Annotated in this window: 19 protein-coding genes and 3 tRNA genes; 7 read left to right on the top strand and 15 right to left on the bottom strand. The window is 65.9% G+C overall.

The window, feature by feature from the left end:
- Positions 1-14: 14 nt before the first annotated feature.
- Together leuD and leuC are read right to left on the bottom strand one after the other, a co-directional pair.
- The gene (gene leuD, locus CMASS_RS04745; RefSeq protein WP_022862411.1) at positions 15-596 is read right to left on the bottom strand and encodes a 3-isopropylmalate dehydratase small subunit; all 582 of its coding nucleotides are present in this window, start codon (positions 594-596) and stop codon (positions 15-17) included.
- A gap of 17 nt (positions 597-613) precedes the next feature.
- Entirely contained in the window at positions 614-2,113 is a 1,500-nt protein-coding gene (gene leuC / locus CMASS_RS04740) for a 3-isopropylmalate dehydratase large subunit (RefSeq protein WP_022862412.1), read from the bottom strand.
- Positions 2,114-2,191: 78 nt separating this feature from the next.
- On the opposite strand from leuC, the gene CMASS_RS04735 reads away from it, so the two are divergent.
- Together CMASS_RS04735 and CMASS_RS04730 are read left to right on the top strand one after the other, a co-directional pair.
- Positions 2,192-2,875: an IclR family transcriptional regulator gene (locus CMASS_RS04735; protein WP_027018530.1), complete on the top strand. Its 684-nt coding sequence runs from the start codon at positions 2,192-2,194 to the stop codon at positions 2,873-2,875.
- A gap of 84 nt (positions 2,876-2,959) precedes the next feature.
- Positions 2,960-3,586 (top strand): DedA family protein, encoded by a 627-nt coding sequence (locus tag CMASS_RS04730; RefSeq protein WP_022862414.1) that lies wholly within the window; start codon positions 2,960-2,962, stop codon positions 3,584-3,586.
- A 143-nt stretch (positions 3,587-3,729) separates the two neighbouring features.
- Here the strand turns inward: CMASS_RS04730 and CMASS_RS04725 are convergent.
- Positions 3,730-3,802: transfer RNA gene (locus CMASS_RS04725), tRNA-Glu, on the bottom strand.
- 134 nt (positions 3,803-3,936) lie between these two features.
- On the opposite strand from CMASS_RS04725, the gene CMASS_RS04720 reads away from it, so the two are divergent.
- Positions 3,937-5,079, top strand: a complete 1,143-nt coding sequence (locus tag CMASS_RS04720; RefSeq protein WP_022862415.1) for an amidohydrolase family protein — start codon at positions 3,937-3,939, stop codon at positions 5,077-5,079.
- Between the two features lie 64 nt (positions 5,080-5,143).
- Here the strand turns inward: CMASS_RS04720 and CMASS_RS04715 are convergent.
- The 3 genes from CMASS_RS04715 to gltX form a co-directional block, all read right to left on the bottom strand.
- Positions 5,144-5,219, bottom strand: a tRNA-Glu gene (locus CMASS_RS04715).
- A gap of 35 nt (positions 5,220-5,254) precedes the next feature.
- Positions 5,255-5,326: transfer RNA gene (locus CMASS_RS04710), tRNA-Gln, on the bottom strand.
- Between the two features lie 235 nt (positions 5,327-5,561).
- Positions 5,562-7,052: a glutamate--tRNA ligase gene (gene gltX, locus CMASS_RS04705; RefSeq protein WP_084684355.1), complete on the bottom strand. Its 1,491-nt coding sequence runs from the start codon at positions 7,050-7,052 to the stop codon at positions 5,562-5,564.
- A 111-nt stretch (positions 7,053-7,163) separates the two neighbouring features.
- Here gltX and CMASS_RS04700 point away from each other — a divergent pair, with 111 nt between their 5' ends.
- Positions 7,164-8,267 carry an isochorismate synthase gene (locus tag CMASS_RS04700; protein ID WP_027018532.1) on the top strand — a complete coding sequence of 368 codons (1,104 nt, stop codon included), beginning with the start codon at positions 7,164-7,166 and terminating at the stop codon, positions 8,265-8,267.
- 57 nt (positions 8,268-8,324) lie between these two features.
- On the opposite strand, the gene CMASS_RS04695 is transcribed toward CMASS_RS04700, so the two are convergent.
- From CMASS_RS04695 to ilvC, 7 genes are all read right to left on the bottom strand, one after another.
- Complete coding sequence (locus tag CMASS_RS04695; RefSeq protein ID WP_027018533.1) at positions 8,325-9,125, bottom strand: fumarylacetoacetate hydrolase family protein; 801 nt, start codon at positions 9,123-9,125, stop codon at positions 8,325-8,327.
- A 54-nt stretch (positions 9,126-9,179) separates the two neighbouring features.
- A complete protein-coding gene (locus CMASS_RS04690; protein WP_240482753.1) occupies positions 9,180-10,748 on the bottom strand; it encodes a cell wall-binding repeat-containing protein in 1,569 nt (522 codons plus the stop codon).
- An 81-nt stretch (positions 10,749-10,829) separates the two neighbouring features.
- Positions 10,830-11,879, bottom strand: coding sequence for a 3-isopropylmalate dehydrogenase (locus CMASS_RS04685; protein WP_022862420.1), 1,050 nt, complete (start codon positions 11,877-11,879; stop codon positions 10,830-10,832).
- Between the two features lie 99 nt (positions 11,880-11,978).
- Complete coding sequence (locus CMASS_RS04680) at positions 11,979-13,004, bottom strand: hydroxyacid dehydrogenase (RefSeq protein ID WP_022862421.1); 1,026 nt, start codon at positions 13,002-13,004, stop codon at positions 11,979-11,981.
- Between the two features lie 13 nt (positions 13,005-13,017).
- Positions 13,018-14,037: a hypothetical protein gene (locus CMASS_RS04675; protein ID WP_156831762.1), complete on the bottom strand. Its 1,020-nt coding sequence runs from the start codon at positions 14,035-14,037 to the stop codon at positions 13,018-13,020.
- The gene (locus CMASS_RS04670; RefSeq protein WP_022862423.1) at positions 13,985-15,826 is read right to left on the bottom strand and encodes a DUF262 domain-containing protein; all 1,842 of its coding nucleotides are present in this window, start codon (positions 15,824-15,826) and stop codon (positions 13,985-13,987) included. Before CMASS_RS04670 ends, CMASS_RS04675 begins: the two co-directional genes overlap by 53 nt.
- A gap of 42 nt (positions 15,827-15,868) precedes the next feature.
- Positions 15,869-16,876 (bottom strand): ketol-acid reductoisomerase, encoded by a 1,008-nt coding sequence (gene ilvC, locus CMASS_RS04665; RefSeq protein WP_022862424.1) that lies wholly within the window; start codon positions 16,874-16,876, stop codon positions 15,869-15,871.
- 107 nt (positions 16,877-16,983) lie between these two features.
- Here ilvC and CMASS_RS04660 point away from each other — a divergent pair, with 107 nt between their 5' ends.
- Positions 16,984-17,538: a PH domain-containing protein gene (locus CMASS_RS04660; protein WP_022862425.1), complete on the top strand. Its 555-nt coding sequence runs from the start codon at positions 16,984-16,986 to the stop codon at positions 17,536-17,538.
- An 11-nt stretch (positions 17,539-17,549) separates the two neighbouring features.
- Complete coding sequence (locus tag CMASS_RS04655) at positions 17,550-18,893, top strand: glycosyltransferase family 87 protein (protein ID WP_022862426.1); 1,344 nt, start codon at positions 17,550-17,552, stop codon at positions 18,891-18,893.
- Here the strand turns inward: CMASS_RS04655 and CMASS_RS04650 are convergent.
- Positions 18,890-20,119, bottom strand: a complete 1,230-nt coding sequence (locus tag CMASS_RS04650) for a DoxX family protein (RefSeq protein ID WP_022862427.1) — start codon at positions 20,117-20,119, stop codon at positions 18,890-18,892. The genes CMASS_RS04655 and CMASS_RS04650 overlap by 4 nt on opposite strands.
- 138 nt (positions 20,120-20,257) lie before the next feature.
- On the opposite strand from CMASS_RS04650, the gene CMASS_RS04645 reads away from it, so the two are divergent.
- Positions 20,258-21,343, top strand: coding sequence for a glutathione S-transferase C-terminal domain-containing protein (locus CMASS_RS04645; RefSeq protein WP_022862428.1), 1,086 nt, complete (start codon positions 20,258-20,260; stop codon positions 21,341-21,343).
- A 6-nt stretch (positions 21,344-21,349) separates the two neighbouring features.
- Here the strand turns inward: CMASS_RS04645 and mgrA are convergent, their stop codons facing one another.
- A complete protein-coding gene (mgrA, locus tag CMASS_RS04640; protein ID WP_022862429.1) occupies positions 21,350-22,417 on the bottom strand; it encodes an L-glyceraldehyde 3-phosphate reductase in 1,068 nt (355 codons plus the stop codon).
- Between the last annotated feature and the right edge of the window lie 107 nt (positions 22,418-22,524).

The following is a 22,524-nucleotide window of genomic DNA, read 5'->3' as shown; positions in this document are numbered from 1 at the left end:
CCGCTGCCCACAGATCACACCGCGGGCTTAACCCGCGGGCGCTTAGCCTCGAAGCGGGCGATGTCGTCGGCATGGCGGAGGGTCAGTCCGATGTCGTCGAGCCCCTCGCGCAGGCGCCAGCGGGTGTAATCGTCGACGTCGAAACGGTACGTGTTGGCCCCGACCGTCACGGTCTTCGCGGCCAGATCGACAGTGACCGAGGTGTCGCCGCTTTCGAGCTGCTTCCAGATAAGTTCGATGTCCTCTTGTTCCATCAGCCCGGCGAGCAGTCCGGATTTCCCGGCGTTGCCGCGGAAGATATCCGCGAACCGGGAGGAAAACACCGCGCGGAAGCCGTAGTCCTGTAAGGCCCACACCGCGTGCTCGCGCGAGGACCCGGTGCCGAAGTCAGCGCCGGCGAACAGGACGGATCCGTTCTTAAACGCGTCCTGGTTGAGCACGAAGTGCGCGTCGCGCCGCCAGCTGGCGAAAAGCCCTTTGCCGAAGCCGGTCTTGGACACCGACTTGAGGTAGACGGCCGGGATGATCTGGTCGGTGTCCACGTTGGAGGCGCGCAGCGGCACGCCCGTGCCCGTGTAGGTCTCAAACTTTTCCATGTCCGCTCCTCCGTTCTCTATTCCGCGATCTCGCCCGACGCGCGGGCAGTCGGCGCATGATCCGCCGGCGCGTGGTCGGCCAGCGCGAGTTCCAACGGCTCGAGATCCGCCGGCGCGGCAAGCCGGCCGACCACGGCCGTCGCCGCCGCCACCTGCGGCGAGACCAGGTGCGTGCGCCCGCCGGGCCCCTGGCGGCCCTCAAAGTTGCGGTTCGACGTCGACGCCGACCGCTCCCCCGGCCGCAGCTGGTCCGGGTTCATCCCCAGACACATCGAGCAGCCGGCGGTGCGCCACTCCGCGCCGAACTCGCGAAACACCGCGTCCAGCCCCTCCTGCTCGGCTTGAAGCTTCACCTGCGCCGACGACGGCACGACCAGCATCCGCGTGCCCGCGTGGATCCGCCGGCCACGCACCACCGCGGCCGCGTCCCGCAAATCCTCAATGCGGGCATTGGTGCAGGAGCCAAGGAAAACGGTGTCGATGGGGACATCGCGAAGCGCAGTGCCCGGGGTCAGATCCATGTACCGCAACGCCTTCTCCGCGGCCGCCCGGGCGTTGTCGTCGCCGAAGTCCTCCGGATTGGGGACCCGCGCCGCAAGCGGCGCACCCTGCCCCGGGTTTGTGCCCCACGTGACGAACGGGCTGAGCTCGGCGGCATCGAGGCGCACGACGGTGTCGAATTCGGCGCCGGGATCCGTGGGCAGCGTCCGCCAATAGTCCACGGCCGCATCCCAGTCCGCCCCCGCGGGCGCGAACTCCCGGCCGCGCACGTAGTCGAACGTCGTCTCGTCGGGCGCGACCATCCCCGCGCGGGCGCCGGCCTCGATGGACATGTTGCACAGCGTCATGCGCTGCTCCATGGACATCGCGCGGACGGCCTCGCCGCGGTACTCAATGATGTGGCCCTGGCCGCCGCCGGTGCCGATCTTGGCGATGATCGCCAAAATCACGTCCTTCGCGCCCACGCCTGTGGGCAGCTGGCCGTCGATTTCGATGGCCATCGTCTTGAACGGCTGCAGCGACAGCGTCTGCGTGGCCATGACGTGCTCGACCTCGGAGGTGCCGATCCCCATCGCGATCGAGCCGAACGCCCCGTGCGTGGAGGTATGCGAGTCGCCGCACACTATCGTCATGCCCGGCTGGGTAATACCCAGCTGCGGACCCACGGTGTGCACGATGCCCTGCTGCGCGTCACCCATCGAGTGCAGGCGCACCCCAAACTCGGCGCAGTTGTCCCGCAGCGTGGACACCTGGGTCCGCGACGTCTCATCGGCAATCTCGCTGAGCGCGCCCGTGGCGATGCCCCGCGTGGGCACGTTGTGATCCTCCGTGGCCAGGTGCAGCTCGGGGTGCCGCAGCGTGCGGCCGGCGAGCCGCAGCCCATCGAACGCCTGCGGGCTGGTGACCTCGTGGAGGAGCTGGAAGTCGATGTACAAAAGGTCCGGTTCGCCCGCAGCGCCGGCGCGCACGACGTGGTCGCGCCACACCTTCTCCGCTAGAGTGAGCTTTTCGTTCATGGCGTCTCCCTCCCTCGGTCACGGCAACCGACGTCACGCCGGTTGAAATCTCATAATGCGAGAAGTAGATTTCAGGATATGGGAGATTATAACGCAGTGTCGGGGATCAAGGTTCTCGATCGTGCCATCGCCATCATGCTGGCCGCCGCGAACCACCCCTCCTCGCTTAACGATCTGTGCGAGACCACGGGACTTCCGCGGGCGACCACGCACCGCCTGGCCACCGCGCTCGAAGCGCATCAAATTCTCACCCGCACCCCGGACGGCAAGTGGACCACCGGCCCGGGCATGCCGGGAAACCGCGACAACCTCCTGCACGCGGCCGGGCCGATCATGGAAGACCTCCTCGAGCTGACCGGGGAATCCGTCCAGCTGTTCCAGCTGACGGGAACGACGCGCACGTGCATCGCCACGCGCGAGCCCTCCAGTGGGCTGCACAACATCGTGCCCGTCGGCCGGCAGCTGCCGCTCACCCACGGGTCTGCGGCGCGCGTTATCGCCGCGCACACGGACGTCGACACGGCGGCAGCGACGTTTACCGCCGCCGACATCGAGACCGCCCGCACCCGCGGCTATGCGGAATCTTTCGAGGAGCGTGAGGCCGGCGTCGCCTCGATCTCGGCGCCGGTGCTCAACGCCAATGGATCTTTGCTCGCCGTGCTCTCACTGTCTGGTTCGGCGGAGCACTTCCGGCGCGCGCCCATCGATAAGTGGGCAACCGCGCTCATCAATGCTGCCAACGCCATCGCGGCAAACGCGTAAAGCACGCGAACCCAGCCACCTCACAGCGACTTGCCCGGCAGCGGTACGGGGTGAAGGCGCGGCGGGATGAAATAATTGGCTGCCATGAACTCGATCACCGACATCCTCGATGCAGAGGCCGTCCTGTCCTCGTTTGGCCCCTGGGTCCTGGCGGGCGTCGCCCTCATCGTCTTTATCGAATCCGGCGTCCTGTTCCCGTTTTTGCCCGGCGATTCCCTGCTGGTGACGGCAGCGGTCTTGCGGGATCAGCTGAACTTGTCGATGCCCACTTTGATCCTCGTCGCCATCACCGCCGCGTTCTTGGGCGACCAGGTGGGATTCTTCCTCGGTCACAAGTTCGGCCGGCGGCTATTCAAAGACGACGCGCGCGTTTTGAAGACCAAGCACCTGCATGCGGCGGAGGACTTCTTCGAAAAACGCGGCCCGCTCGCGCTGGTGTTGGGCCGCTTCGTTCCCATCGTGCGCACCTACGTGCCGCTGGCGGCAGGTACTGCCGGCATGCGCTACCGGCACTTCGTGGTGTGGAACGTCATCGGTGCGGTCACCTGGGTGCTGTCGATGACGATGGTCGGCTACTTTTTGGGCAACATCCCGGGCATCGCGGATTCCATCGAGGGCATCATGCTGCTCATCATCTTCATCTCCGTGCTGCCGATCATCATCCAGGCCATCATCGAGCGCCGGAAGAAGAACAAGGCCGAGACCGCGTAGCCGCCCGCGCTTAGCGCTTAGCGCTCGCGCTTGCCGCTCTCGGCTTTTGGCGCAGGCTACCGCGGCACGCCAGCGTGTCGCGGCATAGCGAAACCGCCGCCTGGAAGTTCCTCGTCGGAATTTCCGGGCGGCGGTTTTCTTTGTACCCCGTACGGGATTTGAACCCGTGTTACCGGCGTGAGAGGCCGGCGTCCTAGGCCGCTAGACGAACGGGGCTCGTCTGTCCGTTGCGGACTTGAAAAGAGTAAACGCTCCCCCGCCCCGACACCAAATCGCCTGGCCACGACACGTTCTTTTGCGTTCCGATTCCGGGGTCACGGGTGGCAATCCCACGCCCTACACTGGCGCGCATGTCCACAACACACGACACCGATACGTCAATCATTTCCCACGTCCGCGTCTTTGACGGCACCTCTAAGACGCTCTCAGACCCCGTAGACGTCCACCTCGCCGGCGGCCACATTCGGCGCATCACGCCCGCCACAGCCATAGCTGCCGACAAGCTGCACGCCTCCGGGCCGCAATCCACCGGCCACGCACGCCCCGTCAGCCCAACGCGCCCGGCACAGAACGACCGCGTGCTCATCCCAGGGCTTATCGACTCACACGTCCACGTACGCACGCATAAGGACCTCGAGCGCCTCGCCCACAATGGCGTGACGTTCTGTCTCGACATGGCCATGTGGCCCGCGGCTCTCATGCGGGAGCTGAAAGAAACCGAGCGCGTCGGTCTGCTGTCTGCCGGCGTGCCCTTCATCGGCCCGAATGGTGTGCACTCGAAGTTCGTCTCGCCGGACTACGCTGTGGTGACCGACCCAGCACAGGTCCCAGCCGGGATCGAGCGCCGCCTTAAGGAGGGCTCCGATTACATCAAGATCGTGTGCGAGGCGCCCGGTGATGGCGGGCCGTCGGAGGAGGTGGTGCGGGCCATCGTCACGCACGCACGCGAGCGCGGGGTCAAGACGGTGGCGCACGCGGCCTCCAGCGGCGCGTTTGAGCTTGCTGCGCGGTGCGGAGTCGACTGCCTGACTCATTCCCCGGCTGACTTTCCTGTGTCCGTCTCACGGGCGCGTGAGCTCGCTGAGCGCGGCGTGGTGACTATCCCGACGGTCGTGACGGCGAAGACCACCGCGCGGATCAAGAAGAGCGATTCCTTCGACACGGCGCGCAAGACCGCCCGCCACCTCCGCATGGCCGGCGTGCCGATGTTCGCCGGCACCGATTCGGTCTGCGTCGGCCCCGTGCCGATCATCAAACACGGCAGGTCACTCCACGACGAACTGGAGTTGCTAGTCGATGCCGGCCTCACCCCCGCCGAAACCCTCATCGCGGCCACGTCGGCGCCCGCCCGCTGGTTCGGGCTCGAAGACCGCGGGGTTATCGCTGAAGGCGCGCGGGCCGATCTCGTGCTCATCAACGGCAACCCGCTGACCGATATCTCGCGCACGCGCAACATCGACGGCGTGTGGTTGGGAGGAAAGCGCGTGCGCTAACCTTTTCTCTCCCAGCGGCCAATATGCGAAAACCCGCACCGTGTAATACGGTGCGGGTTGTATGTGGTACCCCGTACGGGATTTGAACCCGTGTTACCGGCGTGAGAGGCCGGCGTCCTAGGCCGCTAGACGAACGGGGCATAGAACTAGCGTCACATATTTCTATGTTTCGCTGCTGGCCTACCAGGACTCGAACCTAGAATGGCGGTACCAGAAACCGCTGTGTTGCCAATTACACCATAGGCCACTTGTTGCTTTGAACTTTCCGGAAGAAGAACTTTTCTGTTCTTTGTCCGTGCCGCTCTGTGCAACGATTAATAACTATAATGATGCGACGTACATGAAACAAATCGCCAGCGCACACCGCATTTTTCGACCGTTTTAAACGCGTCTAAAGCGATCGTTCTTACGCCGCTGTGATTCGCCCGCGCGGGCGTAGCCGGACGCCGCCCAAAACAGCGTTCTGAGCGGCCTCGGCCGGGCTACTCCGCGGACTGCCACGGCGTCTGCTCGCGCGCAGCGCGCAGACGCTTCAGGGTGGACTCACGGCCAAGCAGCTCCATGGACTCGAACAGCGGCGGCGAGACGGCCGCGCCGGTGGTACCGACGCGCAGGGCGCCGTAGGCCTTGCGCGGCTTGAGCCCGAGGTCTTCAATGAGCGCCTTGGATAGCGCGGCCTCGATGGCGTCGGTCTTCCACTCGTCGACGCCCTCCAGTGTCTCGATGCCCACCTCAAGCGACTGGATGGCCTCTTCCTTGAGGTTCTTCCGGCCCGACTTCTCGTCGATGGTCAACTCGTCGTCTGGGATGACGAGGAACTTGAGGAGGTCATAGGCCTCCGACAGGGTCTTAATGCGCGTTTGCACCAGGTCGGCGGCCACCGCGAACTTCTCGGCGTCGTAGTCAGCCGGGAAGTCGGTGTGCTCGGTGAGGTACGCCCGCAGCCGGTCGCGGAAGTCCGCCGGATCGAGCTGGCGGATGTGGTCGGCGTTGATGGCTTCCAGCTTCTTCTGGTCAAAGCGGGCCGGGTTGCCGAGCACGTCGGCGACGTCGAAGTTTTCTACCAGCTCCTCCGCGCTGAAAATGTCGCGGTCGGCGGAGAGCGACCAGCCCAACAGCGCGAGGTAGTTGATCATGCCTTCAGGGATGATGCCGTTGTCGCGGTGGTTGAACAGGTTGGATTCCGGATCGCGCTTCGACAGCTTCTTGTTGCCCTGCCCCATGACGAACGGCAGGTGGGCAAACTGCGGCGTGTAGTCGGTCACGCCGATCTGCTGCAGCGCCTCGTACAGGGCGAGCTGGCGCGGCGTGGAAGAGAGCAGATCCTCGCCACGCAGCACGTGAGTGATGCCCATCAGGGCGTCATCGACCGGGTTGACCAACGTGTACAGCGGCTGGCCGTTGGAGCGCGCCACGACGTAATCCGGCTGGGTTTCCGACTTGAAGGTCATCTCCCCGCGCACCAGGTCGGTCCAGGTCCAGTCCTTGTCCGGCATCTTCAGGCGCCACACCGGCTTGCGGCCTTCGGCCTCGAAGGCCTTCTTCTGCTCGTCGGTGAGGTCGCGGTCGAAGTTGTCGTAGCCGAGCTTCGGGTCGCGGCCAGCCGCTTTGTGCCGCTCCTCGACCTCCTCCGCGGTGGAGTACGCGGGGTAGACCAAGTCGGCATCGATAAGCTTGTTCAGCACCTCGGTGTAGATGTCCGAACGCTGGGACTGACGATACGGCTCGTGCGGACCGCCGACGTTGATGCCTTCGTCCCACTTCATGCCGAGCCACTCGAGGGAGTCGATGATGGCCTGGTAGGACTCCTCGGAGTCGCGGGCGGCGTCGGTATCTTCGATGCGGAAGACGAAGGTGCCGCCGGTATGGCGGGCATAGGCCCAGTTGAACAGGGCGGTGCGAACCATGCCCACGTGGGGCGTTCCGGTGGGTGAGGGACAAAAACGTACGCGTACTTCAGACATGCTCACCATGGTAGACAAGCGCCCCGGCCCGCTTTTCAGTCGCGCCCGTGCTTTCGCCACGGGCTCGGACAGGCGGCCGCAGTGCGGCGCCGCAGCGCGGCGTTAGTAAACTTGGGACACATGTTTGCTGACAGGCCGCACACGGCGCCCGACTTCCTGCTGTCCCGGTCCACGGGATCAGTGCGCGCTTTCGGCGCGGCACGGACGTTTACCGATGCCCACGCCGCGGCCGCAGCGCTCAAGTGCGGGGAAGCCGACATGGTCGTCGGCGCCCTCCCGTTCAACAGCGACGACAAGGCGGCGCTCACCCAGCCGGTCGAGGTGCAGCGCGAGCCCGGGCCGCTGGAGCCGCCCGCCCACTTCCGCGGCCGCGGCGTGCGCGCGGCCATCACCGGCATGGACCCGGACCCGGCGGAGCACCTGCGCCGGGTGGAGGCCGCCATTAGCACTATCCGCTCGTCCACCTTGGAAAAGGTCGTGCTGGCCCGCGCCGTCGACGTGGAGTTCACCGAGGCAGTAGATCCGCGAGTGATTGCTGCACGGCTCATCGATAAGTCCGCCAACCGCGACGGCTTTTTGGCGGACCTCTCCCCCGCCGGCCGCGACGGCGCAAGCCTCGTCGGTTCCTCGCCGGAGGTGCTCATCAAACGCGAGGGCCGCACCGTGTCCGCGTTCCCGCTCGCCGGCTCCGCGCCGCGCTCGAGCGATCCGACCGCCGACCACGCCGCAGCCGACAGCCTGCGCGGTTCCGCAAAGGATCAGTCCGAGCACCGCTTCGTCGTAGAACACCTACGCCGAGTGCTCGCACCCCTGTGCGCGGAGTTGGACATCCCGGACACACCGCAGCTGACCTCGACAACTGAGATGTGGCACCTGGGCACCCCTATCACGGGCACGTTGCGGGATTCCTCCATCACCGCCCTGGAACTGGCGATGGACGTCCACCCCACCCCCGCCATCTGCGGCACCCCCGCGGCGGCGGCCGAGGCGCTCATCCAGACCGCGGAATCGGACCGCGGGTTCTACGCCGGCGCGGTGGGCTGGTGCGACAGCTCCGGCGACGGTGAATACATGGTGGCAATCCGCTGCGCAGAAGTCGCGGCCGACTGGCGGCACGCCCGCACGTGGGCGGGCGGCGGCATCGTCGCCGATTCTGACCCCGACGGCGAGCTGAAGGAAACGACCGCGAAGCTGCGGACGATCCTCACCTCGCTCGGGCTTTAGCCACCCGGATTTCCCGAGTTCCGGTTTTCCGGGTTTCCCGGGAGCTGAAGCAGCGAGTTAGGCTTCCGCTACCGGGTTGCTGAGCGTGCCGATGCCCGGAATCTCGATCTCGATCGTATCCCCCGGAACCATCTCGGCGGTGCCGGCCGGCGAACCGGTGGTGATGACATCGCCAGGCAATAGCGTCATCGAGGCCGAAATCTTCTCCAGGATCTCGCCCATCTTGATGATCATCAGGTTCGTGTTGGAGTCCTGCTTTTGCTCCCGCTCCCCATCGTGGGTGAGGTAGGCGTTGATCTTCTGATCGTCCAGGTTCACGGTGTCCAGGTCGGTCTCGATCCACGGCCCGAGCGGGCAGAACGTGTCGATGCCCTTGCCGCGGGTCCACTGCCCGTCCGAGTGCTGCAGCTCGCGGGAGGAGACGTCGTTGCAGATGGTGTAGCCCAGTACGTGATCCCGCCAGTTCTCCGCGCGGATGTTCTTCGAGACCTTCTTAATGATGACGGCCAGCTCACCTTCGAACTCCACCTTCTTGGCGAAGTCGGGGATCTTAATGGCCGCGCCCGGACCGACGACCGCAGACGACGGCTTGAGGAAGAACGTCGGCGGCAGCGAGTCCGAACTCTGCTTGAAGACCTCCTCGACGTGGTCCGCGTAGTTACGCCCGAGGGCGACCACCTTGGTGGGCAGCGACGGCGACAGCAGACGCACGTCGTCCACCGGCCACTCGCGGCCAGTGGGCTCCGGCGGGGTAAACGGGGTGCCGGAAATTTCCTTAGCAATCAAAGAGCCATCATCGCTTTTTTCGATGATGGCGAAACAAATACCTTCAGTGTGAGCAATACGAGCTAAACGCATGACGCCCATCATACTGAGAGGCGCCTGAATAGCTGACGACCGGCATCCGGTGCCCTACTGGTAGGAAACGAACCACGGGCGCGGGTCGATGCCGTAGGTCTGCTCCGGGGTGAACATCGGCTCGTCTTCGTCGAAGAAGTTCTTCCACGCCATGAAGTAATCCGGCGACAGGCCTTTGCGCACCACGTCCCACGTGCCGAACTTCGTGTCCGGGTCGCCGTGACCGTCGGCGTGGAGTACGAAGGCAAGCTCCGGGTGGTCGGTGTTGACGTTTTCGCGGTTGCGGATCATCTGCAGCTGGAACTGGTGAATAATAAGGCCCTTCTGCGGCACCTTTTCTTCCCGCACCAGACCCGACAGCCAGTCGCTGACCTCGTTGATCTCCTCGGCGTCGACGTGGCCGACGTTTTCCAGCGGCTGCTCATCGGGCCCAATCTTCCACTCCGGATCGAGGGCCAGGCCGACGTTCGGGCGGCGCAGCAGATCCTCATAGCGCTTGGCTTGATCGATAAGCCGGGCGCGCCCCGGCTGCAGGTCGATGTAGGCGTAGCCGCCGGCCTCGGTCACCGCGTCGATATACGGCTCGAGCTCCTTCGGATCCGTCTCGTTGGAGAAATCGCCGTCGGGGCCCGGGTCACCGGAGGCGATCGTGGCGATGATCTCGAACGCCGGCATCACCGGCCAGTCGGTGTCCTTCTCGTAATCCGCGATGAGCCCCTTGAGGCGGTCGACGGATTCTTCCGGCGACTGCTCGCCCAGCGCGCCCAGGTCCGGCCCGGACGGGTGGCCGTAAAGCGCCACCATGCGCCGGCCGGGGAAGACCAGCCCGCCGCCACCGGGCAGCTCGCCATTTTGTGCCAGCTCCAACCGTTCCGCGAAGTCGTCATCCGAGCCGAACTCCGGCCCCATGGCGAGGGTGTTGCCCTCGGCGACAGCCTTCATGGAGTGGCTCGTGGCGCGCGGATCACCCACGGTCAGCACCTCGGTGTCGGCGCCCGCCGCTCGGGCGGTGGCGATGGCGGCCAGCCCGGCCTTGGGCGTGGCCAACACGTGCGTGGCGTTATCGTTCGGCGTCTCCCCCTCGGCCACTGCGTCCAAGTCCTTGAACGGGTTCTTCTTGTCGACCGCGGCGTCGTCCGGGATCTTCTGGTCGTCGCGCTTTGCCTTGCCCAACGCCTCGTCCTTGACCTCACCAAAGACCTTGACCTTCTTGGCACCGAGGCGGTCGATCTGCTCGGCGATGTCCTTGTCGTCCGTTCCTTCGCCGGACTCGCCGGCGATAAACAGCGGCACGCCATCCTTCACCGCCTGCAGCGCAGCAGTCTGGTGCGCCACCGGGTCCGGCCCGGCCACGACCACCGAATCCGCCTCCGAGTAGAACCGCTCGGCGGCGGCAGTGCCGGCCGGGTCGGCCTGGGAGACCAGCTCCGGCTTGTCGATGTCCTGCTTCGCCACGCCGCGGTCGAAGGACTTCTTGGCCGCCGCAGAAACCCCACTGCCGCCGCTGCCGTTACCATTACCGCCATCATCGGTGGCGTTGCAGGCAACCAGCGCCCCGGCGGCAACGACTCCCACCAGGGTGGTAGCAACTGGGCGGAACATACGAGATTTCTGCGGATTCATTCTTGTCATGCTACCGCCCGGACCGGTAGCTACTGGTGGTCTCTACCCGCCTGTCGGAACAAGTGTGTGTGGGTGTGCCGATTATTTCTCCGTAGAGTCCCGGACACCGGCCGCTGCGCGCTCGGCGATGCGGTCGCCGATTGCCACGGTCGTATCCGCGGCAGGCGCCCCACGTTGGCCCTCGACGTCCTGCGCCACGGCAGCGCGGACGGCGCGTGCCGATGCCGCGTCCCCGACATGATCGAGCAGCAGCGCCACCGACAGGATGGCGGCGCGGGGGTCGGCACTGCCTGTGCCCGCGATGTCCGGCGCGGAGCCGTGCACCGGTTCAAACATGGAGGGATAGGTGCGCGAGGTATCGATATTCGCCGAGGCAGCCAGCCCGATCCCGCCGGTGACAGACGCCGCGAGATCGGTGAGGATGTCGCCGAAAAGATTGTCGGTGACGATGACATCGAAACGCGCCGGTTCCTCGACCAACCTCATGGTCGCCGCGTCGATGTGTAAGTAGTCCACGGTGACGTCGGGGAACTCCTCCCCCACTTCCGCGACGGTGCGCTCCCACAGCGAGCCCGCGTGGGTCAACACATTCGTCTTGTGCACCCAGGTGAGCTCACCGCGCCGCGCCTGGGCGCGGGTGAAGGCGTCGCGGACGACGCGCTCCACGCCGAACCGGGTGTTCTGGGAGACCTCGCTTGCCACCTCGTGCCCGGTTCCGCGCCGCAGGCTCCCGCCATTGCCGCAGTAAAGCCCCTCGGTGCCTTCGCGCACGACGACGAAATCGACCGCCCCCGGCGCCTTCAACGGCGAGTCCGCCCCGCGGTGCAGGACCGCCGGGCGCAGGTTGACGTGGTGGTCGAACTGGAAACGCAGCTCCAGTAGCAGACCGCGCTCTAGAACCCCGGGCGGGACCTTGCCGGGCGCGCCCACGGCGCCGAGCAGGATCGCATCGTGCTGGGCCAGCTTCTCCCGTTCCGCGTCGGACAGGATGTCGCCCGTGCGCAGGTAGCGCTCGGCGCCCAGGTCGAAGTGGGTGAGGTCGACATCGTCACGCACCGCGCGAAGCACCTTGATGGCCTGCTCGGTCACCTCGGGGCCAATGCCGTCCCCACCAATCACCGCCAGTTTCATAATGTGAAACACCTTCTCTCGCAGAGTGGACGAAGTGTTTCACACACGGTAGCAAAACGGGCGCGCCCGCAACCTGGATTTATGCGAAACCGGCGCGGTTTAGCGGTACAGATCCGCGGCGTTGACGGCGGTGGGAACGCGCTCACCGCGCAGTACGGCGGCGATATAGCCCGCCACTTCGCGGCCCACCCGCTCCTGCGCCTCAAAGGTGGCGGCACCAAGGTGCGGGGTGGCCACCACCTGCGGCAACTCGAGCAGCGGCGAGTGGACGTCGGGCTCGTTGTCCCACACGTCAATCCCCGCCCCGCGGTGCGGGCCGTCGGACGAACGGATGGAGTTGGCGAGCGCGGCATCATCGATGAGCCCACCGCGGGCGGCGTTGATGAGGATCTGGCCCGGCTTGGCCAGCGCGATGAGCCGGGCGTCCACCATGCCGGTGGTCTCCGGCGTCTTGGGCACGTGGAGGGCGACCACGTCCGCGGAACGCATGAGTTCCTCCTTGCTCACCAACTCCACGCCGGCCCGGGCGGCACTATCCGGATCGATGTACGGATCGTTGGCGATGACCCGGGCGTCGAAGGCCTGCAGCCGCCGCGCGACCAGCCGGCCAATGGTGCCGAAGCCGATGATGCCCACCGTCTTGGAGTAAATTTCCACCCCGGTCAACTCGCTGCGCCGCCATTGTCCCGCGCGCAGGGAGCTATCCGCCACCGCGAGGTTGCGCGCCACCGCCAGCAACAGGCCGATGGTGTGCTCGGCGGCGGAATGGCTGTTGGCCAGCGGGGTGTTGACCACGGCGACACCGCGAGCGGTGCAGGCGGGGATGTTGATGTTGTCTACCCCGACGCCGGCGCGGCCGACGACCCGCAGCTGCGGTGCGGCGCGAAGCAGCTCGGCGTCCACGGCCGTGGCGGAGCGGACCAGCAGTGCGACCGGGTCGGCCTCCATCAGCGCCCGCAGGACGCCCGCGCGGTCCGCGCCGGCCACGCGCCGGATCTCGGCGCCCATTTCCTGCTGCAGCTGGTCGGCCGCCGAGTCCGCAACCTCGTCGGCCATCACAATGGCTGGGTGTGGGCGCGCGCCTGGGGCCGAAGACAGGGCGGGCCCCGAAAAATTATCTACCACCGCGGGGTATCTCCTAGTCTTCCGAGTTTTTGTCTTCATCCGGCGCGTCGTCGCCGTCCTTGTGCGCGCCGCCCTCGTCCGGAATCTTTTCGATGCGCTTGCGTAGTTGGGCGACCGTGCCGAATTCGTCACCGAGGGCGATAAGTGGGCCATCGGCAAGCCCGGCAACCATCGCAGACGCCTCCTTCGAGTCCAGCGGATCGAAGGTATCCATCAACCGCACCTCGGCGCCGTAGGCACGCGCGTTGATGACGGAAACCAGCGGGGATCCGGGGGCGGCGATGATGACGGGCGCCATCTGGCCGTCGCGCCGCGACTGGGCGGGAACCGCGGTGTTGACGCGCGCGTCCTTGTCCTCCGGCAGCGTGTCCCACTTGGCGGTCAACTCGGTGCGGTCGTTTTCGTCCAGGTTGACCACTGCCTCCACCATGTCGTGGGGGCGTTCCACTTCCTGTTTCGAGTACTGGAACGCGGTCATCCGGCCGAGCGCCGCGTCAGTGCCCGGATCGTCGATGACGGTGAGGTTTTCGCTCTGCACGGCCGCGAGCGGGACGTCCCCCACGGTCACGATGCGCTCGGTGTTGAACTCGTCGACAAGCTTGACGATGTCGGCCCGCTCCGCCGGGGTCATCACCACCATGGGCACGTGCTGCGAGATGGCAATCGTCGCCCCGCGCAGCATGGCCGCGTCCGTAGAGTCCGTAATGACCAGCGAGCGGGAGTCCGAATCGGAAAAGAACATCCGCGCGGTCTCCAGGCCCGTGGAGTCCTCGATGACGCGCACCTGGTCCGCGAACTCCGGCTTCACAAAGCGGTTTTCGTTTTCCGCGGCGGCGTCTTCCAGGTTGATCTTCTCGGCGGGGACTTGGCCTTCTTCCGAGGGGATCACCGTCGTGCCCCAGACGTCCTCGTCGCACCCGGTCAGCGTCAGCGCGCTCACGCAGACCAGGCCAGCGACCGCGGTCGTCGCGTGGGCGCGGCTAGCGCGAGAAAGCCTCAGGCCCTTCCACACCGGCAGCATAGTTTTCTTCATCAACATCACGATAGACTTCCTTGCCCATCGCATGCTCCACCATGCCCACAAACCGCCGGCGCCGGTCGGCGAGAAATTCCGCGAACCGGGCCTTATGCACCAGCTGCGCGTCCAAGTTATGGGAGGCAAGGACGGCGTCAAACTCGGAGTCATCCATGAGCGACTTCGCCTGCACCCGCGCCAGGTAGCGGTCGGGGCCGTACCCGTCTGTGACCACCTCGGTGCGCTTGCCCATGGGCGTGCGGTTGAGCACCGAGCCCGCCAGAACCTCGTCCACACGGTGGCGCGCGCACCACGCGGCCGGGAAGATGCGGTGGAACCCGGGCTGCAGCTGGTCCACGGTCTCTTTGTCGAAGCCCTTGGCGGTGCGCCAGTCCTGCGCGCCGCGCGCCATCAGAAGGGCGAAGATAGCGCGGAAGATGGCGGAGTCCTCGCGGGCGGAGAGCAGCCGCGACTCGGCGAACTGCGCGTCGCGGACGGTCTGCGGCACGGTTTCCGCGTTTCCTGCCACCCAGTCGACGACCTCCCGCACGTCCCGGGCCGCCCGCAGGCTCACCGACGACGAGCCGTAGAGTTCGCCGAATACGCCGCACCAGAACCATTGATTGATCTTGTCCCAGCTAGCCTGCGTGGACAGCGCCCCCGGCATCTGGGCCAGGCGTGCCAGGATGACCGCCAGGGGCACGATCTGCTTGGGGTACGGGACCTGCTCGGCGGCAATGATGTGGCGTTGGGCGAGGAACTCCCCCACCTCCCGGAAGGTCACCCGCAGCACCGCCGCGGCGTCGCGGTATTCCACCAGGGTCAGCTGGACGATGTCCTCGCGCTGCCCGCCCGGGTTCGGGTTTCCCTTGTTGGCCGTGACATACAGGGCCACCGCGGACAGGAAGCTGTGCCTGTCGATGCCCCGCAGGGCCGGGTACGCGTGCAGGTGCTTGGCGATGCCCCGCCAGTCCTCCGCCAGGTGGAAATCGGGATCTTCGCTGGCGAAGACGGCGGTGAGCAGATCGACGACGTCCATCTGCAGGCCGAGCGAATTCGCCTGAGCGAAGATGGTGCCCACCCCGGCGTTCATCGTCTCCCGGCCGAGCCGGATCATCGGGGTGGCGTAGGCGGCGACAGTGCGCAACACCCGGTTGTTGAACGCCGCGAGCACCGCGCTATCTTCCTCGCCCGCCATGGCGAAGAGGTGCGCGGCGCCGGCTTCAGAAAGAAGCGCCGCCACCGGGATGCAGCCCGCGCGGCGCGCGGCCTCGGGTGTGTCCAGCGGCTCGTCGAGGACGGGGCCGAAATGGGAAGTGACCCGGCCTGACTCGTCGGTGGCGAAGACGGACTCGTCCGGGAGGATATCTTCCTCCACGGCTTTCGCCACGTCCACAAAATACCGGCGGGTGACGGCCTTGCCGCGGAAGTCGCGGGTGGGTACGTGACCGGGAATACCCGTGTGGGCGCCCGCAGCGGTATCCGCCTCGGCGGCCGTGTCCCCGCCCCGCAGGGCAAGGTAGAGGGAGGTGAGGCGCTGTTGGCCATCGAGAAGCAACAGCCCTGGATCCCGGCCCGTGTCCGGGGCGCCGGCAAGCGGGCGCGGGCGAAACCGCATCGGCTCGTTCCGGGTATCCAATGCGAGCAGGCTGCCCATGGGATAGCCGCGCAGCACGGTGACCAAGAGCGCGCGGATGCGGTCTTCGTCCCACTGGTAGGCGCGCTGGAAATCGGGGATCTGGATATCGCCGCGGTCAATCCGGGCGATGAGGTCTGCTAGGCCATAGCTCGGCGTGGAAAAGCCCATGGCCCGCAGTCTATCCGCGCACCGATAATTCGCGCGCTGCTTTTAGTTCCGCCGCTGCGGCACCCAGCTCATGAGCGCGCGCATCTCGGCTCCGGCCTTTTCCACGGGGTGCTCGGCGCGCTCCGCCCGCTCCTTGCCCAGCTTGCCGGAATCGGCTGCAAACTCACCGCGGCGGCGGATAAACGTGCCGTCTTCGATTTCGCCGAGCACCGCCGCGAGCCGCTCGCGCGCGTCCTCGCCCATGACCCGGCCGCCGGCGAGGTAGCCGCCGGCTTCTGCCGCACTGGACGCAGCCTCGTGCAGAGCGGTAAACCCGCCGGTGGTGATCTGGTCCGCCACAGCGGACAGCGCGTGCACGCAGTTGAAGTATGCGAGCTCCGGCGAGTAGCCGGCACCGACCAAGGTGTCGAAGGCGGTGGTCGCCAGCGCTTCCACCCCGCCAGTGGTGATGGCCTGCTGGCCGAAGGCCTCGGAGACCGCAATGGCCGCCACCGAGGTGACCATGACTCCGGCTCGCGCGCCGCCGAGCGCCGTTGCGTAAGACAGCGCGAGCTCCTCGCCGGTGCCGTCTGGGTCTTGGGCGACGGCGATGAAAGAGGGAACGCCCTTGCCGTCCTCGAACTGGCGGCGCACCCGCTTTCCTGATCCCTGGAACGCGACGACCCCCACGGTCACCTCCTTGGGCGGGGTGATCATCTCGAAGTGCACGCCCTCGCCGTGGGCGAAGAACAGGGCATCGCCGGCCTCGAGGTGGGGCGCGATCTCCTTGGCGAACGCGTCCGCGATCTCGTACTCCGGCTCCACCACCATGACAAAGTGGGCCCAGTCGGCGGCCTCGGCGAAATCAAGGACCGGGAATCCATCTTCTTCCGCCCGCTCCCGCTCGTTGCGCGCCGCCTCGGAAGGCAGGCCAACCACGACTTCCACGCCCGATTCGCGCAGGTTGTGCGCGTGGGCCTCGGCCTGCGCGTCGTAGCCTATGACCGCCACCCGGCGGTTTTGGATAAGGGAGAGGTCAGCGTCGTCTTCGAAGTACGTCTTCAGGCCCATCGTGCGGTCACATCCCCTTGTACACGGTCGTATCTTTACTGCGGCCAGTGTAGAACGCCCGCAACCGACTGTATTTCTTTCCCCGGGGTCAATTAGGGTATGAGGCCATGAACTCGCGCCCCCAGAATGCCTCGCGCACAGCACGGCCCCAGGCAAAACAGAAGGCACCGGCACACACCACCGCGCACACCGAGATTTTCCGCCCGGAGCGCACCCACCTGCTCGCGATCGGTCTGATGTTCATCGTCACCTTCATGATCGTGGCGTGGGCGCCGACGAAACTTTTCTGGCTCCTCCTCTTCCCCCTGCTGGGCGCGTGGTGGGTGCTGCGCGCTCGCACCACGGTGGGCGAGCGCGGCATCGCGATCCGCTACGGCTTCCGCGGCTCGCGGTCGCTGTCGTGGGATGACGTGGCCGGCGTCGGTTTCCAGCGCGCCCGCGCGTTTGTGAGCACCCGCGGCGACGACAAGCTCACCCTGCCCGGCGTGACTTTTAACTCGTTGCCGCGGCTGGCGGAGGCGTCCCGCGGACGCATCCCCGATGCTCTCACCGCCGGCAAGGAGGCGGCGGACGAGAAGGTTGTGGTCATTCACCGCGATGGACAGCAGGTGATGATGAGCAAGGACGAGTTCGACGCCTACCAGAACGCGCAAGCTGACTAGCCGGGGTTTTCATGACGTCATCCATCGCCAAGCGCCAAAGCTCCCTTTCCGCCCTCGGCTGGCTAGTCACCGCGGTCGGAATGCTCGCGGGCATCGCCCGCATCGTCGCGCACACGCGGATCACGGATTTCCCCGTTGATATGACGATTTACCGCGAGGGCGTCCAGGCGTTCCTCGACGGCCGCCCGGTCTATTCTGAGCCGATGCTGGCCGGCGACATCGCCCTGCCGTTTATCTACCCGCCCTTCGGCGCCTTGGCGATGGTGCCGCTGGCCAGCCGGGGCATTAGCCACGACACGGCGGGCAACATCATGATCGTCTTGTCTGATCTCCTCCTGGTCGCCTGCCTGTACTTCTGCTTCCGCGCCGTGCTGGCGCCCAGGCATCGCCGCCTCTTGCTGCCGATTACTTCGGTCACGTGGGCGGTCGCTCTCTTCTTCGAGCCGATCGATCTCAACAACAGTTTCGCGCAGATCAACGTCGTCATCATGGCGCTGGTGGTCTTCGACCTGGTGCCGCGCAAGCGCTGGCTGCCACAGGGATGGCTCATCGGCCTAGCCGCGGCCATCAAGATCACACCGCTGGCCATGCTGCTCTACCCGCTGCTGAAGAAGGACGTCCGGACGATTCTCACCGCGGCGGCCTCCGCGATCATTGCCACGGCGGTAGCTGCCGCGGTGCGCTGGGACGCCTTCGTGGAGTTCTTCACGGTCAAGCTGCTGGCCATGGGCACGGGCGACGACTTCGGCGTGGGAACCGACTACCAGTCCAACAGCTCTATCAAGGGCGTCGTGCAGCGCCTCTACCCGTCCCTGGAAAGCGCCACGGATCACGCCACGCTGACGTCTGTCGTGTGGCTCGCGCTGACGCTTATCACCATCGCCGCCGGGGCGTGGGCAATGCGCCTGTTCATGCGCCGCGACCTGAATGTCGAGGCCTGGCTCATCGGCAGCCTGGTCATGTTGCTTATTTCCCCAGTCTCCTGGTCGCACCACTGGGTGTGGCTCGCGCTGGTGGTCCCCGTGTTTGCCTACCGGGCGTGGATTTACCGCCACTCCACCTGGGTGTCAGGTGCGCTCCTCGCCACCCTGGCCACCTGGACAGTTCTCATGGTGACGGTGCCGCCAAAGTGGTGGTTCGGTGACCAGATCGATGTCTACGGAATGCCGCTAGAGTTCAAACTGGTCGTCGACGATTACGTCTGGTTCGCCCTGCTGACCGCCGTCTTATTCGTGATTGTGGTGCGCCGCCGCTTGCCGATGCCCACACCCACTCCACCCACCCCTAAAACGCGCGAAAGCCGCGCGGCAGCAACGGACCGCGCGGCTAGTAGCTCGAAAGAGCTGCAGGCTTAGAAGATCCCGGCGAAGAATGCGGCGCCTGCCGCCGCGGCGATGCCGAGGATGGCGAAGACCCAGGACGACGCCAGCGGGCGCCGCGCCCACGACCGCCCGAAGTCAAGCGAGGCGACGCCCGGGCCGGTGAACTGCACTGCCAGCGACAGTGCGAAAAGCACAACCGGCAGCCAGATGTCCGCGGTCCAGGAAAAGACGTCGAAGCCGACGCCGCCGGTGGAAATAGCGTGCAGGGCGCTAAACCCGGTCACCGCCACGGCCACCATGGCCGCGAACGGGAACACCAGGCCGAGGACCAAGAACACGCCGGCAAACAGCTCCAGTGCTGGGATGGCGATGGCCCAGATATTCGCGTGGGGGTAGGCCGCGAACTCCGATTCGAGTTCCGTCAGTCCACCGCTGTTGCCCAAGTTGAAGAAGGCGGCCGCGCCGGAGCAGATGAGGAAAAGCCCCAGCGCCAGGCGGGCGAGCAACAGACCGAAGTCGATGGTGCCGCGGCGACCATCGCGGGTGCGATCATCGTCAAGCGCGTCTTCATCGACACGCAGGGCGTCGTCCGAGTCCGCGGCGGCCACCCCAGAGGTTGCCTCGGGGCTCATTTCGGTGGCTGCACCCGCAGTCCCCGCCCCGATAAGTTCGGTGTGCGGTTGGTCCGCGTAGTCGTACTCGGCATCGGCGTCGACGTCCCGGTTGAGCGCCACCGTCTCCTCCGGCTCGCTGTCACGCTGCACGGCCGGGCGCGGGAACGCGGTGGTGCGGGTGTCGGCGTCGACGTCGACATCGTCAGTCACGTCTTCCGTACCGCGGTATTCTGCCCCACGGGATTCGGACTCGCGGTACTCGGGCTCGCCGGCGGTAGTGCCGCGGGGCGCGATGGTCTGCGGTTCCGCACGGCCAGCGCGATCGAAGACGGACGAACGCTTCGGCTTGACCGGCTCTTCGGCCTGCTGCGCACGCTCCTCGTCGCTGGACGGCGCCGTGCGCGCGGCGGCCGTCTCCGCGGTGCGCTCGGTCGGCCGCGACGCAGACAGCACCTCGGTTTCCGGCTGCTCTGCGTCGACGTCTTGGCTGACCCGGCTCACGCGACTGGCAGTGCCCCGGCTGGCAGTGCCGCGGCTGGTCAGGTCGCGGCCAGCCTTGGCGCCATCCTTCTTCGGGTCGTAGGTCGGGATGTCAAAGTCCGCGTCCACATCGCGGGCGTTATCGGGCTTGTTGCTTTTCGTCATGCTTCAAAAGTAAACGAGGCGGGCTGCGACGTGGTTGACCAGCAGCGGCGCGTCAGGAAACAAATGCGGGCTATAGTCGCCCACACACATTGTTTCCGCATCTACATTCACTACGTCGAACGCACCGAGGAGTCAGACATGCCTTCGCAGTCAGACAATCCGGAGTGGGCCGGCGACGCACATAACGCCGCTGACGGCGAGTACGTGCGCGACACCGCCTACATCGCGGACCGCGTTTCCCCTTCCGTACGCACCGTCACCGCGCGTGGCGATGGCACCTTCGCCTGGCCCATGGACGCCGGCCGCTACCGGCTCATCGGTGCGCGGGCCTGCCCGTGGGCGCACCGCAGCATCATCACCCGCCGCCTTGTGGGCCTGGAATCCAGCATCTCGCTCGGGCTGGCCAGCCCCACCCACGACAAACGCTCGTGGGACTTCTCCCTCGATCCGGGCGGCGTCGACCCGGTGCTCAAGATACCGCGCCTCCAGGAAGCCTACTTCCGCCGCTTTCCCGACTACCCGCGCGGCATCACCGTCCCGGCCCTGGTGGAGGAGGAATCCGGGAAGGTAGTCACCAACGACTTTCCCACCCTGGTCCGTGACTTCATCACCGAGTGGACCGACTTTCACCGCGCGGGAGCGCCGGATTTGTACCCGGCACAGCACGCGGCGGAGATGGAGAAGATAAACGACTACATTTACAAAAACGTCAACAATGGCGTCTACCGCTGCGGCTTTGCGGGTACTCAAAGCGACTACGAGGACGCGTACCACCGCTTGTGGGAGGCACTTGACTGGGTGGAAGAGCGCCTGGGATCGCAGCGCTATCTCGTGGGCGAACACGTGACGGAAACGGATGTCCGCCTCTTCGTGACTCTCATCCGCTTCGATCCCGTCTACTACGGGCATTTCAAGGCCTCGCGTCACAAGACGAGTGAGATGCCCAATATCCGCGGCTACCTGCAAGAGCTTTTCCAGCTGCCCGGTTTCGGTGACACGACCGATTTCACCGAAATTAAGCAGCACTATTACATCGTGCACAAAGAAGTAAACCCCACCCAGGTTGTTCCCGTGGGGCCGGACATGTCGTGGCTTGCAGAAAGCCACGATCGCGACCGCTTCGGCGGCTCCCCCTTCGCCGACGGCGTGGTGTTGCCCGAATACGGGGCTCTGCCCGCGGGCGAAGAGGTAAAGAACCCGGAAGACTTCCAGGCTCTTCCCTAGCCCGCGCTAGCCGTGGCGGCGGGCCTCGGTGGCCTTGCCCCAGATGTTGATGCCCGCGTCGTGGGCGGTCTCATCGATGGCGGTGAGCTCCTCGTCCGTGAAGTCGAGGTTGTCCAGCGCCTCGATGTTCGACTGCAACTGGTCCACGGAAGACGCGCCGATAAGCGCGCTGGTAACGGTCTCGTCTCCCTGGTCGCGCAGAACCCAGGACAGGGCCATCTGCGCCAGCGACTGACCGCGGGCACTGGCGATGTCGTTGAGGCGGCGGATCATCGCCACGTTCTCCTCGTTCAGCCAGTCCGGCTGCAGCGATTTTCCGGCCGCGGCGCGGGAATCCTCCGGAATGCCGTTGAGGTACTTGTCGGTCAACATGCCCTGCGCCAACGGGGAGAAGGCGATAACGCCCAGCCCGCCATCGGCGGCCTCCTCCAGCAACGAGGTGTCGTCCTCGCCCGGTTCTTCGACCCAGCGGTTGACCATCGAGTAGCTGGGCTGGTGGATGAGCAGCGGGCAGCCTTCATCCTCCATAAACTCCACGGCCTCACGGGTGAGCTCCGGGCCGTAGGAGGAAATACCCACGTACAGCGCCTTACCGGAGGCGACGATGTCACGGAGGGCGTACATGGTTTCCGCCAGCGGGGTGTCCGCATCGGGACGGTGGTGGTAGAAGATATCCACGTAGTCCAGACCCATGCGCTCCAGGGAGGCGTCCAGCGAGCTCATCAGGTACTTGCGCGAGCCACCAAAGCCGTAGGGCGAATCGTTCATGACCCACCCCGCCTTGGAGGAAATGATCATCTCATCGCGGAAGGGCTTGAAGTCCTCTTTGAAGATGCGGCCGAAGTTCTTCTCCGCCGCTCCCGGCTCTGGGCCGTAGTTGTTGGCCAGGTCGAAGTGGGTGATGCCGGAGTCGTAGGCGTAGCGCAGGATCTCGCGCTGGGTGGCCAACGGCTTGTCATCGCCGAAGTTGTGCCACAGCCCGAGCGAGATGGCGGGCAGTTTCAGGCCCGAGCGGCCGACGGTGCGGTACGGAATCTTTTCGTAACGGTCTTCTGCAGGCGCGTAGAAAGTCATACAGTCGATTGTCCGCGGCATGTGCTGTGCTGTCGAGGAGATACGAAAAGAGGCGAAGGGCGGGTGTACCCATGACACCCACTCTTCGCCTCTTTTTATTCGTGCAG

Source organism: Corynebacterium massiliense DSM 45435 (assembly GCF_028609805.1).
GTDB classification, from domain to species: Bacteria; Actinomycetota; Actinomycetes; order Mycobacteriales; family Mycobacteriaceae; genus Corynebacterium; species Corynebacterium massiliense.
Note: the sequence above shows the minus strand (reverse complement) of the source record. Positions and strands in the feature narration are given on the sequence as shown.

What these genes read in the sequence shown, in the direction of transcription:
- leuC (WP_022862412.1), bottom strand. Translation starts at nt 2,113, where the DNA reads ATGAACGAAAAGCTCACTCTAGCGGAGAAGGTGTGGCGCGACCACGTC.
- CMASS_RS04700 (WP_027018532.1), top strand. Translation starts at nt 7,164, where the DNA reads ATGTTTGCTGACAGGCCGCACACGGCGCCCGACTTCCTGCTGTCCCGG.
- CMASS_RS04695 (WP_027018533.1), bottom strand. Translation starts at nt 9,125, where the DNA reads ATGCGTTTAGCTCGTATTGCTCACACTGAAGGTATTTGTTTCGCCATC.
- CMASS_RS04685 (WP_022862420.1), bottom strand. Translation starts at nt 11,879, where the DNA reads ATGAAACTGGCGGTGATTGGTGGGGACGGCATTGGCCCCGAGGTGACC.
- mgrA (WP_022862429.1), bottom strand. Translation starts at nt 22,417, where the DNA reads ATGACTTTCTACGCGCCTGCAGAAGACCGTTACGAAAAGATTCCGTAC.
- CMASS_RS04730 (WP_022862414.1), top strand. Translation starts at nt 2,960, where the DNA reads ATGAACTCGATCACCGACATCCTCGATGCAGAGGCCGTCCTGTCCTCG.
- gltX (WP_084684355.1), bottom strand. Translation starts at nt 7,052, where the DNA reads ATGGTGAGCATGTCTGAAGTACGCGTACGTTTTTGTCCCTCACCCACC.
- CMASS_RS04650 (WP_022862427.1), bottom strand. Translation starts at nt 20,119, where the DNA reads ATGACGAAAAGCAACAAGCCCGATAACGCCCGCGATGTGGACGCGGAC.
- leuD (WP_022862411.1), bottom strand. Translation starts at nt 596, where the DNA reads ATGGAAAAGTTTGAGACCTACACGGGCACGGGCGTGCCGCTGCGCGCC.
- CMASS_RS04645 (WP_022862428.1), top strand. Translation starts at nt 20,258, where the DNA reads ATGCCTTCGCAGTCAGACAATCCGGAGTGGGCCGGCGACGCACATAAC.
- CMASS_RS04655 (WP_022862426.1), top strand. Translation starts at nt 17,550, where the DNA reads ATGACGTCATCCATCGCCAAGCGCCAAAGCTCCCTTTCCGCCCTCGGC.
- CMASS_RS04735 (WP_027018530.1), top strand. Translation starts at nt 2,192, where the DNA reads ATGGGAGATTATAACGCAGTGTCGGGGATCAAGGTTCTCGATCGTGCC.
- CMASS_RS04670 (WP_022862423.1), bottom strand. Translation starts at nt 15,826, where the DNA reads ATGGGCTTTTCCACGCCGAGCTATGGCCTAGCAGACCTCATCGCCCGG.
- CMASS_RS04720 (WP_022862415.1), top strand. Translation starts at nt 3,937, where the DNA reads ATGTCCACAACACACGACACCGATACGTCAATCATTTCCCACGTCCGC.
- CMASS_RS04690 (WP_240482753.1), bottom strand. Translation starts at nt 10,748, where the DNA reads ATGAATCCGCAGAAATCTCGTATGTTCCGCCCAGTTGCTACCACCCTG.
- CMASS_RS04675 (WP_156831762.1), bottom strand. Translation starts at nt 14,037, where the DNA reads ATGAAGAAAACTATGCTGCCGGTGTGGAAGGGCCTGAGGCTTTCTCGC.
- CMASS_RS04660 (WP_022862425.1), top strand. Translation starts at nt 16,984, where the DNA reads ATGAACTCGCGCCCCCAGAATGCCTCGCGCACAGCACGGCCCCAGGCA.
- ilvC (WP_022862424.1), bottom strand. Translation starts at nt 16,876, where the DNA reads ATGGGCCTGAAGACGTACTTCGAAGACGACGCTGACCTCTCCCTTATC.